A 14,276-nucleotide genomic window follows, 5' to 3' on the forward strand; every position below is an offset into this window, starting at 1 on the left:
AGAAGACACAAAAAAGCCCCCTGTATGCTTGCACCAGGAGGCTTCATCGCCTGTCAGTTCTCTTCAGCCGCTTTGCTGAATATATGTTATTAGAAAAAAAGTTTGTGCACCAAGGCACTTTTATTAACCTCTACAAAAGACTCTTTTATTAATGAAGTATAAATTAGAGACGGTTAATTTGTCAACTAAAAAATATTTTTATCTGCATACTATTTTTGTACAAATTTGATTTTATACAAAGCTTTATAAAGCAGGCAGAACAGCCGGCAAGGTGAATCTTATACCGGTAGATTCGGCAGAATCACTGCCCATCTTTTTCATTATTGGTCTATCGTTGCCTATGTTGCGTCTAAAATTAAAGGATAACCTGTAATTGCCCGGGGAAACCTGTCCCGCTTTTTCAATTCCTGCAGGGAAAAATACAAATGCTCTCGTGCTATCACTATTCCGAAGGAGTATGGATTCTTTCCTGACATAAGCAGCGCCGGGTTCCCGTGCCAGCCTGTGAATAACTGCACCGCTGGCATCCCTAATCCTGAAAATATTGCCGGTAGAATGGAACCGGCATTTCCCCAGGGATAAAAAGCGATGTTCTATTTCCTCTGAAAGATTTGTCTGCTCAACTGCCTCACCTGTGTGTATCCTGATTACAGTGCCCGCAGGCAAAGATTTTTCCGGGCCAAAAGTATAATAATTAACGAAATCACTGGCTGGTTGGCTGCTTCCCGGCATTAGCAAATCAAACCCCTTATACTCTATAGAAAAACCGCTCAAATCACAGGTTTTGAGCAGTATTATCTCAACCCACTCAGCATTTCTATCAACACCCGCACCGGCCTCTCCAGGAACAGCCGACTCGACAATCTTAACCTGGCCAACTGCTTCTTCCAGGGCAACACTGTCCCTGATTATAAGATTTTGCTCGGCAAAGCTGATTTCCAGTGAAGTTCTTTCCCAATCAAAGGGTTCGGGACTTTCCAGCAAATAGCCGCAGCACCCGGATTCATCGTCCAGGGCAAGAATCTCAACCGTTTGGGGCAACTGACGTACTCCCAGGCCAAAAACTTGTGCTATTCTTTCAAACCTTTCCGACTCAAGCCCGGAATTATAACTATCGTATGGATTTAAGCCGGCTAAAATTGCTTCCAATTTTGCTTTAGCACCGCTGCCCGGCAGCACGCTTTGACCTGTTAGCCTGCCGTAACTCCAGGCCGCATCCCGGAAGGATTGCACCTGGTGAGTAAAGCCGGCGAATTTTGAGGTGATAAAGCTGAACCGGTAAACAGTGTAAACTTCACCGGAAGTACCGCAGGCGACCAGCCTGGCCCTGTACAGTGTCTCAGGTTTCATAGTCACACCCTGGATAAACAGGTTTCGCGATTTTGGCTTTTGAGTATGGGTAATCGTGGCACAGCCATGGTCATTGACCATCTTCACCCACTGTTCTTCCTCCCTGGTCAGGTAGGTCTGCGGGTTGTCACCCCATTGATTGTCAACCTGAACTTCATTACCCTCATCGTCTGTTACCGGCCTGTCGTTGTTATCGTATAACTTAACCTGCAGCGGCAGGTTGGCCTGCCGGTACATTTGATCCACGTAAGACTCGTTGTACAACACACCGATATCATAAGTGCAGTATACCGGCTTTTGCCCGTCTGAAGGGATTGTCTTATGCACATACAAGCTGAGATCCTTTAAGGGGCCCGCATAGGGATAGCTCTCTCCCGTGCTGTTAGCCGGGTACACACCCGGCGGGTTCTCCGTCTTAAAATAGGCATATTCGGTAAACTTAAAACATTCATTATCCCTGAAAGCTTCGGTATCCACGCTTATCCTGTAACACATACCGGCCTCCAGCAGGTCAGCTTCATGGCAACTCCAGCTCTGCTCGGTTTTTTCTTTAAGGTGCTGCCTGGCTTTCTCTTCTGCCTCAAATCTCTCATTCTCCACTGCCGTAATATAGGCAACAGATGAGATTAAGACGTCTCCTTCCAGATTAATTTGGCGTATGTCACCGGTAAGTTTGACCGGTTCACAACCGGCAGCATCCTGGGTGGTGTTGATGTTTTGCCTCACTAGCTGCTTATGCTGCTCATCATAGGCAGTTAACACCAGGGAACTGCTATTGCCGATAAACAAACTTAAATCATGCAGCTTTTCCGGAAACACAATATTTAAATTGGGTGTGGTTTCCGCATGCCACTCCGGCTCCTCACAGCCAAAACCGGTCAGGTAAGCTGTATGGGCTTCCGCTACCATAAACAATAACCTGTCTATAGCCTTTCCCTGAAAACTAACGGTGTTAACACAGCTGTCTGATACCGCAGGGTCTGCCATCCTTCCCCCGACAACAATATCGCGGCTGTAAGCGGTTATCGTGACAGGATAGCTATTATAAAGCTTAATGTAGATTTTATCACTGGGCGGCAATATAATCTCGGTAAAATTGTATAAAGCAAAGCCGCCCCCGCCATTTACAGGTACTATCTCGACCTTAGCTGCATGACTATTTCCCACCCGGAATTCAACCCTGTCAATCTTAAACGGATTGTCAAATACTTTGCCCAGATAACCGGCAAAATCTATATTAATCAAGCGTGCCGGACGGTAACTGCTGTAACTGTTTAAATACAAGGCTCTCTGTGTCTTCCAGGGGGAGATATACTCCACTACCTTAACCGGATACCTTCCCCGGAAGATACTGCCGTCCTCCTCAATAAATATGCGTGGGAGATAGATATCCGGGTCCATGTCCTCGAAATCTATTCTGACGGCTTTGGGCTCTAAGTCGTGCAGGCAAATGCCCTCCTGTCCCAGTGAGCCTTCCCACAGCTCATTATTAGTCATCTCCCTGGAAATATCAAAGGCTGTCCGGGACCACAACATCAGCTTTGTATTTACCAGCCTGCCTCCTTCCGTGACGACCTGCCACTTGGCACGGATTTTCTGCGGGTCACAGGTCACCCAGTTTCCGCCTGAACGGGGCCTCTTCTCCAGCCTTATGCCGGTAAGCCTGTATTTATACATATACTTGCCGGCTGCCTGAGGCCCGGGTGAGGGCTGGGGGTTATCGGCTACAGCCGAGGCATCCTCCACCGGTTTGGCAAAAATAATCACAGGTTTGGCGTCCAATGGCACCGGCGGGGCCTTATCCAGAGCATCTGCCGGCTCTGCCGCCACTCCTGCATCCATAAAACCGTCACTGTTGCGGTCATAGACGGGGTATTTGTCCAGAACCCACTTATCAGTTGCTTTTAAGTGCTCCACCCCGAAACCGGCGAGAGGCATGGGAACAGGCGGTTTCTCCTCCTTTTTCCAATCCAGCTCAATATGAGCTTTTTTATCCGGCAAAGGCCAGGGCAGGTCTATGGACACATCCAATTCGGCATGCACCAGGAAAGGATGGGGTGCTTTCACCACGACACCGGCATCCACACTCAGCCCAAGGGAAAAAGTAAATACCTTCAGGCTGACCTTTCCATGCATACTCATACCGCCTTCAGCCTGAAGAGGCTTAAACGTCAGGGAGGCATACTGTTCCATCCACGCTTCCAGAACCACGCTCAAGGGACCGAATTTCCACTTGTTATCGTAGCCGATCCATGAACCCATCTGCATGCTCCTGTTATCGATCATAAAATACGCGTTGGCCTCAAACAGGCTGAGAATGGTAGCTCTGATCCTCTTCTCCTTTTCCTTTTGGCCAATATATAGATGCCAGTTCTGCGGATTGCTGAAATCAAAGAAGGCCTCCGACAGCCCGTGAACCTTAATGACTTTGCCGTCCGGCTGCGGGTATAAAAAATTAGCTTCCATATTCATGAGGAAAGTGCCGACCCGGTTATCAAAGATAGCCAGAGTTTTGAATATGGCATCATCGTTTAGCTGGCTGCGATCCTTTAAGAAGTTGGCCTTGCCCTCAATAATAATCACAGGGCCGGGTATCAACAGCACCAGCATGGTCTTAGCGGCAAAGGTATAACCGTTATCCGACTGGGTTCCCAGAATAAGTCCCGCACCGAAAGCCAGGCTATCCAGGTGATCCGACCACTTCTTTCTTTGTCCGCCCACTCCTCCGATTTTGCTGACACCCTCCGGATTGCTGGAATACCAGTCGTACCAGGTCTCATTGTCATTGGGCGGGTAGCCCTTGGTTGGCTCTACATTATAGCCAAAGAGCCCGGCCATGCCAAATATGCCAAGCCCCGTGTTAAGCAGAGGGATACCCACGGGCAGTTGAACCTCCAAAGCCGCATAGAAGAACTTGTAGGGAGGGTTTAAATTATTTTTCCCCGCCATAAACTGGGCGTCAATTGATACGTTAATAGGATAAATAACCAGCTTAATACCGCCCAGGAAACCGGTCTTGCCGGGTTCATTGATAAATGCCACCGCACCGTCAAATTTCAAGACGTTTTTGATCTCAAAACCTATGCCGATACCGGCTATTTCAAAGCTAATATCCGAAAGGTGATCCGGATTCCACTTAATTTTCAGGCCTTCCACACTACCGGTAACAGGCACTCCGTCGATAATTTTTATGCTGCCGGAGATACCCACCCAGCGTTTTCCGTCGGCATCACTGCCAAAGCCGATTTTGGACAGGCTGGCAGAGAAACCCTTGAAATCCAGGCTTTTTTGCTTGGACATGTTAATCCAGCCACCGCCGATTTTGACATGGCCCTTTGAATCTATAGAAAGCCCGGTTACTTCAAATTCCGGCCAGTCCATACCGCCGACCAGAGGCCTCACGCTGCCGTCAATACCGGCCATGAAAACCCCGTCCTCCAGGCCCAGCTTCAGACCTTTAATAGTAAGATCCAGTAAACCTTCCTTCTTAAAAGTGAAAAGACCGTTGCTATTTACAGGTTTTTGTCCTGCAGGAAGCAAGGCATTTAACGCACTCTGGTCCGAAGAAAGCCCAATTGCAAAGTCCCCGTCAGTGGAAATGCCCAGTTCCACTACAGCAGGTGAATCAAAAAAGGGAAACATCACGGCACCCTGGATGGACGAGGAGGTAATAGTATTGTGCATAAACTCAAGGCTGATCTGCTTTAAGGCAAAGGGAATGTCGAACAGGCTCCCCGCGCCCTGGCCGGTAAAACTTTTCCCGCCGGGATCGAGCTTAACCGTCCAGTTGCCGCTAATCTTTCCTGATATCCCACCGCTGCCGATATGGAAATTGGTTAACACCAGTTCACCGGGCAGCAGGGGAACATCCAGGCTATCCGGCAGGACCAGTTTCAGGGTTTTAAAGACCACTCCCTTCCACTCGTTGCCCAGACCCATGCTGATGGTTTCAGGCAATGACTGGTTTTCGGAAAAATCTATGGCAACAGTGCCTTCAATAATAAAACCTGAGTCGCCAATCATGGATTGGGTTAGGGAAAACTCGTTATTACCGTCAAAACTTACATTCCAGTTGTTATCTACAATCATTTTTATGCCAATGGATATTTCCGTGTACTGCTGGATCGGGTTATTCACCCATTTGCCGTCTTTTTGCACTACGGGATGAATCCAATCGCGGGAAAACCTGATCCTGACGGCACCGCCGAGAATAATCTTCCAGGACGCATAATCTGTCTCATAGCCGACGGTCAGCAAGGCACCTGCTGCTCCACCGATTACCAGAGATATGCCGCCGAGACCGGGTAATTCGAAAACAACTTCTTTCCGGAAGCTTAAATCCATTTCAAACCTGCTTCCGGGCCCTGGCTTTAAAACTTCATCCTGGTAGCGGGTAACTATAACGTCTTTTAATTCCTCATATAATTCCCCGGCCAGGCTCAGCTTGTCGAGCGGAATAAAATCAAGCCTGAATGCCTTTGTCAAAGGCAGGTATACATTGGGGTCCGCCACATTAATCACCTCCTATTCTCTTTCCGGACCGGAATAGGGATCGACTATATTGCGCATCATTTTTTGCTGGGTTAGAGGATCCGGCCCAGGGTATTTTGTGGAACTGTACTTTAATCTTCCGTCCTTGTAATCCAGGTATTGGACAAATAAATTATAGGCTGTATCATAGTTTTCCAAACCGGCCGGTTCCACCCACATATGCTCGGCCCAGAGCTGCATTCTTAAATCCCTGGCAAATTGATTATTGGAATCAACCACCCCGATATGAAGTTCACTGTCATTTGTCATACTGCGCTGGTTGATATTAGCTGAACCTATAAGGGCAAATTCGTCATCGCAAATCATCACTTTCGAATGAATATAGATATCTACTTCGCCGTTATTGGGATAAGCCGCTATAAATCTCCCGGGAGCTGTTATGGCCTGAGTAGCCAGGTAATGAAGCCCGGTATTGCGCTGGAACAGAGAATTATCACTGACAAAATCCTCAGACCCATTAGGAATGACGGCTATGACATCAACCCCCCTCTGCAGTGCTTTGGCCAGTTGATAGATGATATCGCTTTCCCTGGCAGCACCGGTTTGTCCCGGAGCGGGAATCCGCTCGTAACAGGGAGGCCAGTCAAAGGGCAGAAGATACTGGTCCTCAATGTATATATATTTCTGAGCTTTTTTAATGGCATTTAAATATGAGGCCCAGATAGTAAACTCGCCCTCACCGGCCCAAGAATAATGTCCGGGAAAAGCTGTCCGCCCGTAAGTTCTCAGCACCTGTACCGAATGGGTGCCGGCTGCTGCCGGAGAAGAAACCGGGGTATTGATTAACGGTAACGATACATAAGCTGTGATACCTAAAATAGAAGCAGTATAAAGACCTATGCTGCGGGAGGAATCATTCCACCTTTCAATAAAAGTCTTTTCCACATCAGCCACCGCGGGCCCCTCCAGCAAAACCCCCAGGTCATGGGAGGGACTAGGAGCATAAATAGGATGCCGGTCAGGGTTATGCGTTAAATGCTGCTCGGTATCCCAGCGGCTGTAGTTCAGATCAATAGATCCCAGCATGGCTTTGGCAACTGTATCAGTCTTAAAGCAGGTAAATTTCTGGTGGTTGCTGCCGGCCGGCGGGTAGCGTTCATCAATACAGGCATTAGACAAGCCTCCGGCACTTAACTTTACCAGATTGGTACGGTTTCCGCCCTGTATATTGGCACACATCAAAGGGTAAACAGCCACCCCGGCATTATGGGCTTTTAGCAGCAGATCTTCGGCGTCGGTGTCAGGATGAGTGTGCCCCAGGGTAGCTACAGCTGACATAATAAAAGCCGCGTGATAAATCTCCCGCCGGTTAGACTGCGCGTAAGTGATATCCCTCACCAGGTCATGCCAGGTCTTCATATAATTTGCCCCGTCAATTAGCGGCGTTACTTTATTACCGTCCGTATAGCTGCTTAAGGTACTGCCGCTGAAACGTTTTACCGGAGGGAAAGAAGTTCCCGAAGCATTAAAATCAAGAAACCATTTATTTTTCAATTCATCCAGTGTCGGCATGGACAACTCCTCCCTACGGATTGACTGCCGGCAGCTGTGCCGTGTGATATACCTTATTGGTATTACCGGAACGGTTGACTGCCTTTAGCCTGTATTCAAAAGACTTATACCATAATTCATTTTTATGTGTAAACTCAGCGGTCCCTTCAGCCAACCAGCCTGAGGCATTGGAAAAATCAGCCGCGGTACCGGCCCGATACTGAACCAATATTGATAAGCCCGGTTCGGGCGGCGCCCATTTCAGCCGCACGGCTGTGTAAAGCTTCTGCCCGGCAGCAGTAGGAGAGGCAAAGGAATATATTACACCGTTTTCATCAAGGTACACCCATTCCAGGGAGATAATCATCGGCGGCTCGGGGGGTGCCGTATCGAAAGCTTGACCTGTAAAAACTTCCGAGGCCGGCGACTTAATCTTCATATCGCCGCCCTTTTGTTCTATCACAGCAGCAGCAATTACTCTGTAATAATATTTCTTACCGCCATCGACCCCCATATCGGTAAACCGGTCAGTACCGGCGACAGCTGAATAGGCATCCGAAACATCGGCTTTTAAAAGCTTCATGCGCCTGATATCTTCCGAGTCTCTTTCATTTTCAGCCCTGTAAACCAGGTAACCGGCAATTCCCGTCTCCAAACATGGTGACCATTTTATAGTGATCCGGCACTCTCCTCCTTCTACTCCGGTTATTCTGGGTACTGAGACAAGAGCTGTCTTAGACAGGTAAACCGGGTAAGAAGCAGGTCCGTAATCTCCCGCTGTTCCCAGTTCATTCACGGTTTGCAGACGGTAAAAGATCACATTTTCAGAATTGCCGTCCAGTGTATCGTCCACAAACAACAGTAAGGACCGGTCTATTGGCAGACTCTCGGGTTCCCAATAATTTCGCTTATTCTGAAAATTTGCATCCTCCGGATCAATGGCTTCCAGATTCAACTTAACAAAGGCCTTCTCATTTCCCGGCATATTGACCAGTGCTTTTAGCAGGACGTTTCTGTGCTGGTCCATGAGCAGGGACTTGTAGTCTACCAGGCCCGGGTTGATTACCCGCTGCTTTATTTCGTTTCTGTAAAGACCCAGGCCAAGGCTGTCAATATAGGCATCGGCATCGCTGATACGCAGAACCCCTCCGGCTGTGGCAGCCATTCTTTCTTCCCGGTCTACCATAAAGACAGTCTCATCCAGGGCCCTGTGGACAAAATATCTCACAGCGGGATTTTTAGTCCATCTTAATGCATAGCGGGACTTTCCATAGTAGTCAGCCGGGGTTGTATAATCACCGGGCATGTCCGGTAAGACCTGGGCCGGGGGCTTTTCACGGTATACCGCTACAATGGCTGCGGGCCCGGACACGCTGCCCTCTCCCTCCGGGTTGACCGAACTGAAGCCTATCTGGGCATATACTGTTTTATTGTCTTCCCCCGGGTACAAAGGAGGGTTATATATAAATGCTTCATACTGCTCCTTGCCCGGCAAAGCAGCCTCACTGCGCAACAGCGTCTGCCAGCTGCCGGCCCGGGTGTAATCCACGAAAGCCGGTGTACCGGGCAGCAGAGGCAGAGCAAAGAAATCGCCTTTTTGGGGATATACTTTAGGCACTGTTAAAATAAGGCCAGCAGCAGTGCCTGTTGCGAAACCGATAGACTGCACCGGGTAAGACTTTTGTTTTATAGTTACGGTATTTGGCCGCCCAAAATTGACATTCGCAGGGTCAGTCACCAACTCCAGCTGCAAACTGCTGCCGGTTTCAACAACGCTGCTTATTTTATAAGTACCTGACTCACAGGTTAAAAAATCATCCTTTTGGGGTATAGTCTTTCTTATACTGAAAATAAACCTGCCATCCGCTGCCCGTTTGCTGTACAGAATTTCGTGTGCTGCCTGATTCATCTGCAGGGCAAGTCCGCCAAAAGCTCCTGCCGGAATTCTGTTATTGAAGTAATCCGTCTGCAAATCCAGCAGCATGCCGTTCTCTGCCGGTTGTGTAACCAGACTTCCCTGCACTACATTCAACCATCCCGGTTGAAAATAAATATTGAACGAGCTGACATCAGGCGCCTGTCTCTGCAGGGATTCATTCCATTTCCAACGCACTCGAAGTACAGGCTTATTGTTGTTTTTTGCTGCCTCTGACTTCTCCAGCTGTGAGAGATAAGGGTCCTGTGGATCCAGGTATTTAGCCTCCGCCCCTGAGGGGGGCGGCGGAACACTGGCTGTCAGATTAACACCGATCCAGCTGCAGTACTGGCTCACTCTCCCCCAGATATCCACGGCAGCAACGCTATACTCATAAGTATCACGAGATGACACGGCATCAGTATAAAAAATAATGTCTGCACCCGCATTCTTTTGAGACGGGACCACCAGTGGTTGTCCGGAGGTTAATAAAACCGGTGCCGATCTGGCTGTCTGGCGTTGTATATGATACATAACCGGCATATCTGACAGGAGACAGCCGTTTTCGTTTAAAGGTATATCCCAGGTTAAACCGGCTGCGTAGCGCTGATCCAATACAGTTCCGTCAGGCAAGGTTTTGCTCATTCCCGATTGCGGAGTTGCTTTAAGCCCCCGGGGTACAGTAAGCGGTTCGGGCTTCTCCTGACAGACTCCATACAGATCATAGTTATAAGTGCCATAATCAAAGAATTTTTCCCCCGTATAAATCTTATAGAAAATGATATTGGCCCTTACAAGTACCGGCTTCTCAATCTGTCCAAGAGGAGGTTTTTTAATATCACCGAGCCTGTCATTAATAATAAAGGGGGGTTTGGTGATTTTAACCACCTGTCTTATTACCACAGAGGTAATACTGCTCTTGCTGTGAACAGCCAAAATACCTTCCGGGCGCGAAAGAATCATACTGTCAACCAGAGTATCCTGGCTGTAGGCCTCTATCTTAACGGAACCGGCGGAATGACTGGCATACATGCAAAATTCCCTGACAGTGGAGGTAAAATCGATAGTTACCGGCCCATCCGTCAGCAAATAACGCAAGCCTCTGCCGGCATTTGTCAGGGTTAAAGGTTTACTTTCAATTATTACGCCCTGGCCGGGACTGTCAAAAACAAGACCTTCCACATGAAAAATATTATAGAATCTCTTACCGACATTCCAGCTTTCAAAGTCAATGCACTTTTCTAAATTCCACAGGGTCCCCCTGGGCCAGGTGGCTGTAATTCTATAATCATAATAAACACCTTTGCGAGCATCCGTGTCTGCCCAATAAAGTGCCAGCATGCGGGCAATATAAGGATTTACAGCCGAAAGAAGAACCATGTCAAGAGCAGGCATATTTATTTCTACATTAGGTTGTTCAGAGGCACCGGATGCCAGCTCATCCCGGCAATTAAGCCTGTTGCTTCTCATGGGCACACTACCGGCATCACTTACCATAATTTTCAGTAAATTTTGGAATTCACTGAAATAGGGCTTGTAGAAAGACCGCGGCTTGACTGGCATGCGACAGGCAGCCAACAGCCAATCCGGGTTGTTGCGGGCAATCATATCAACCGTCCATCTGCCGGCGGGCAAAATACCGCTGTTTATTTTTAATAAATCCAGGATGCACTCAGGAGCAACATTTACCGGCAAACCAAAAGAGCACCTGGCATTAACCGGCCCCTGCCAGCCACTGTCAATATCCTCAACAACATATAATCGTATTTCACAAAGATAAAGGCGAATTCCCCGCATTTTAAGGCTGTTGATACCCTGTGAGGAAAGGGTTATGGTTTGCCTGCCGTTGATGTTCTGGTAATTACGTCTTTCTATGACTTTATCCTCTTCGAAAGCTGTTAGCTCTATATGACCGCCGTCATTAAAAAAAACATCAATTTCTACTTTATGCATTGGATCAGAAAATTCGATTTTAACCGGGGCTTCCACATAAAGACACCGCACAACTGCACCGCCAAAACTCATCTCCACAACACTTAACTGTTTCTCCTGGGCTGTAATAAGAGCTGAATAAGTTTTTTTCCCGGCTGCGAAATGCATAATATACGGGATATTTATGAAATCATCTCTAACCCTGTCAAAGCCCAATTTAGCTCCCCCGGAATTCCTCCAATCAGCCAGCCTCCTGTACAGCTTAAAACCGTCCAAAGGGAAACCCATATCCGGGTCAAAGGCCCACCTTAGATGAATACCGGCTTCCAGGCCGTCGCTGCCATCGGTTCCATGAGCTATCATGGCTAAATTTTTAGGATTAACCGGCATAAGACACCACCTGACCTTAATTAAATTTGTATTTATGTAGCACTACTAAAAATCATTACCATAACTTTAGCAAATAATAACCAGTTAGTAAACTACTAATCCAAGTAGTAGTTACGTACACATTACTAACTTATCATTACGTAAAAATATTGGTGCATACTGATTTCCTTTTTTATCTATCAATACGAAATTAAAATCTTTTTTTAGTTCCTTTTTCAACTTTCCGTATCGGTAATTGTAATCAAAACTAAAGTCAAGTTTTTGTATATATAAATGCCTGACAAAGAATAATAAAAATAGATAGCTAGAGTCAGGAGGAAATATCTGATGAACAACAGCCGTGCCGCAGTTGATCTGCAAAAAATCAAAGAAGAGGTAATTAATACCTACAATGTTTTAATCACTGAAGTTGAGCAGTCAAGCGATCGTGAAGAAAAGAACCGGCAAATCAACACCTTAAAAGAAGCAGTCAATCAAACAGAACAGCTGGTCAAGCAGTATTTTTCACAAAGCAGTGATTAATCTTTACAGTTTCTATATAGAAGTGATTAATAAAGTAATGGTAATTTTTACTCCTATCCTGTAAAATAGAATCAAGTGTGGGGAGGGGTATTATTACCATGAGGAAATTGCATTTAAACAATCCACAAAATTTAACCATTGAGGATTTGAATAAGATAAAAAGAGAAACACCATATAAACTAAGATGCAGAGTTCAAGCTGTTATTCTTGTCATGAAAGGGAGACAAGCAAAGCAGATTGCCGAATATCTTGATATAAGTGAACAAACCATAAGAAAATACGTTGCTTACTTTAATGAAGGTGGAGTTAAAAAACTGCTTCATGTATCAAAAAAGCCGGGAAGACCGCCAAGGCTAACCAATGAACAAAAAGAAGAGGTCAAAGAGGTACTGAAACAATCACCATCAGAGGTTGGTTTTAGTACCCATACTACTTGGAATTGTAAAACCCTCGCTGCTTACATTTATGATACATACGGCGTTAAATATACATCAGATGGTGTTTGGCGCATGCTTCTTAAGATGGATTTTCGTTATAATCGTCCCACTTATGTATTAGCCAAAGCTGATCCGGAAAAACAAAAAGCTTTTCAAGATGAGCTGGAAGAGTTAAAAAAATCTCACTGAATGTGAAATACTCCTATATGTGGATGCATCTCACATTAGGGATTATCAAGGTTTACAACGAGCATGGTTCCCAAAAGGTGAGCAAAAAAAGATTAAGACCTATGGACACCATGCAAAAGTTACATTATACGGTGCTTTAAACTACTATACGGGTAAAGTTTTTTGTGTAAATTATGACAAAATCAATGCAGAAAAATTCAAAGATTTTCTTAAAAAATTGGTATCACATTTTTTAAAAGATGACATTTCTAAAATTTACATTGTTCTTGATAATGCAAGAGTTCATCATGCAAAATTACTTAAAGACTTTTTAGACGAGCATAAGGATCATCTGTTTTTGAAATTTCTTCCACCCTACTCACCCAATCTGAATTGCATAGAAGAGTTATGGAAATGGTTAAAAAATACAGCTATTTATAATCGCTTTCATAAAAATGCTTCAGAAATTCAAAAATCTGTTGACTCGTTTTTAGAGGAAATCAAATGCTGTTCGGAAGATGTGAAAAAGAGACTTTGCGTTTAATTTATAACGATATTTATTATTTCGGTTCTATATAACAAGAAAGTCGCCTAAGGCGACTTTCTTGTAGATTATTCAATTTGGCCGCCATACTCCCTTATTATCCTTTCAACTTCACCGGACTTAGAAAACTCAATTACGGCAGACAGCCCATAGGCTTGACTTACTGCTGCCTGGCCGCCCAAACTATAAATCAACGGATCCCCCGTCATTAACTCACGCGAATCATCATCAGTTAAAAAGTTTGTATCCAGAGGTGAGGTATTGAAACCTGTCATTGAAGCAAACAGAGCGGCCATAGGGTTATTAGTTTGGTTATCTTCCTTCGCAGACTGCCCGGACATAAACCCCAGGGATACATTTTTTATACCGGCTTCTTTAAGTACATCGGCACATTCCTCTGCACGTGAATTAGTTGAAAAATATGCCTTGATGGAAATTTCCCCACTACCAAACTCCATAATAACAACCTCCAGTTTGTTATACTATAGACTGAAAGTTATTATTACCGGCAATATTTAAATATATGTCCGCTCCGGAAAATAAATAAAACCCCTCGATTTTCGAGAGGTTCCGGAATTATCAAATTAATAGTAGGACAAATACAGACTTAAAAAGTTGTTATATATATGGTGTTGCCCTCTTTCATCCCTTTAAGCAGTTCACAATGTCTCATAATAGCAAACTGCTTTTCCGCATCCAAGGGAGAAAGGTTAAATATTTCGGCCAACTTATCTTTTTCTACTTTGCCTTTTTCTTTTATATATTCATAAATATTCTTTTGCAGCTCAGTCATACCCTGTGTTCCGGTATGACCCATTTGCTTGCGGGAATGCACGGCCGAAGAAACAGCTGCCGGGTCGCATGATCTGGGACGGTGCAAGGCAGCTATATAGCAGTCCTCGCACATAGTTTTACCGAGATAATCAAACTTATCATTATCCTCAATTTTCTCCTGGCAAACATCACACTGCATAAA

Annotated in this window: 8 protein-coding genes; 3 read left to right on the plus strand and 5 right to left on the minus strand. The window is 45.7% G+C overall.

The genetic code is table 11. The features are described from left to right. Positions 1-243: 243 nt before the first annotated feature. The 3 genes from DTOX_RS20835 to DTOX_RS20845 are packed head-to-tail and all read right to left on the minus strand — an operon-like array spanning position 244 to position 11,629. Positions 244-5,862, minus strand: a complete 5,619-nt coding sequence (locus DTOX_RS20835; protein WP_015759653.1) for a hypothetical protein — start codon at positions 5,860-5,862, stop codon at positions 244-246. Positions 5,863-5,874: 12 nt separating this feature from the next. Further along, the gene (locus DTOX_RS20840; protein WP_015759654.1) at positions 5,875-7,413 is read right to left on the minus strand and encodes a phospholipase D family protein; all 1,539 of its coding nucleotides are present in this window, start codon (positions 7,411-7,413) and stop codon (positions 5,875-5,877) included. Positions 7,414-7,426: 13 nt separating this feature from the next. Further along, positions 7,427-11,629: a fibronectin type III domain-containing protein gene (locus DTOX_RS20845; RefSeq protein ID WP_015759655.1), complete on the minus strand. Its 4,203-nt coding sequence runs from the start codon at positions 11,627-11,629 to the stop codon at positions 7,427-7,429. Between the two features lie 327 nt (positions 11,630-11,956). Here DTOX_RS20845 and DTOX_RS20850 point away from each other — a divergent pair, with 327 nt between their 5' ends. From DTOX_RS20850 to DTOX_RS25045, 3 genes are all read left to right on the plus strand, one after another. After that, complete coding sequence (locus DTOX_RS20850) at positions 11,957-12,151, plus strand: hypothetical protein (RefSeq protein ID WP_015759656.1); 195 nt, start codon at positions 11,957-11,959, stop codon at positions 12,149-12,151. Between the two features lie 98 nt (positions 12,152-12,249). After that, positions 12,250-12,777: an IS630 family transposase gene (locus DTOX_RS25040; protein ID WP_042315661.1), complete on the plus strand. Its 528-nt coding sequence runs from the start codon at positions 12,250-12,252 to the stop codon at positions 12,775-12,777. Positions 12,778-12,796: 19 nt separating this feature from the next. After that, positions 12,797-13,300, plus strand: coding sequence for an IS630 family transposase (locus tag DTOX_RS25045; protein ID WP_242652418.1), 504 nt, complete (start codon positions 12,797-12,799; stop codon positions 13,298-13,300). A 68-nt stretch (positions 13,301-13,368) separates the two neighbouring features. Here the strand turns inward: DTOX_RS25045 and DTOX_RS20865 are convergent, their stop codons facing one another. Together DTOX_RS20865 and DTOX_RS20870 are read right to left on the minus strand one after the other, a co-directional pair. Next, positions 13,369-13,758, minus strand: coding sequence for a hypothetical protein (locus tag DTOX_RS20865; RefSeq protein WP_015759657.1), 390 nt, complete (start codon positions 13,756-13,758; stop codon positions 13,369-13,371). A gap of 149 nt (positions 13,759-13,907) precedes the next feature. Continuing rightward, on the minus strand, positions 13,908-14,273 hold the full coding sequence (locus DTOX_RS20870; RefSeq protein ID WP_015759658.1) for a hypothetical protein: 366 nt from the start codon (positions 14,271-14,273) through the stop codon (positions 13,908-13,910). Between the last annotated feature and the right edge of the window lie 3 nt (positions 14,274-14,276).

Source organism: Desulfofarcimen acetoxidans DSM 771, assembly GCF_000024205.1.
Classification (GTDB): domain Bacteria; phylum Bacillota; class Desulfotomaculia; order Desulfotomaculales; family Desulfofarciminaceae; genus Desulfofarcimen; species Desulfofarcimen acetoxidans.

Coding starts and splice junctions, on each gene's coding strand:
- DTOX_RS20840 (WP_015759654.1), bottom strand. CDS start 7,413: ATGCCGACACTGGATGAATTGAAAAATAAATGGTTTCTTGATTTTAAT.
- DTOX_RS20845 (WP_015759655.1), bottom strand. CDS start 11,629: ATGCCGGTTAATCCTAAAAATTTAGCCATGATAGCTCATGGAACCGAT.
- DTOX_RS20850 (WP_015759656.1), top strand. CDS start 11,957: ATGAACAACAGCCGTGCCGCAGTTGATCTGCAAAAAATCAAAGAAGAG.
- DTOX_RS25040 (WP_042315661.1), top strand. CDS start 12,250: ATGAGGAAATTGCATTTAAACAATCCACAAAATTTAACCATTGAGGAT.
- DTOX_RS20865 (WP_015759657.1), bottom strand. CDS start 13,758: ATGGAGTTTGGTAGTGGGGAAATTTCCATCAAGGCATATTTTTCAACT.
- DTOX_RS20870 (WP_015759658.1), bottom strand. CDS start 14,273: ATGCAGTGTGATGTTTGCCAGGAGAAAATTGAGGATAATGATAAGTTT.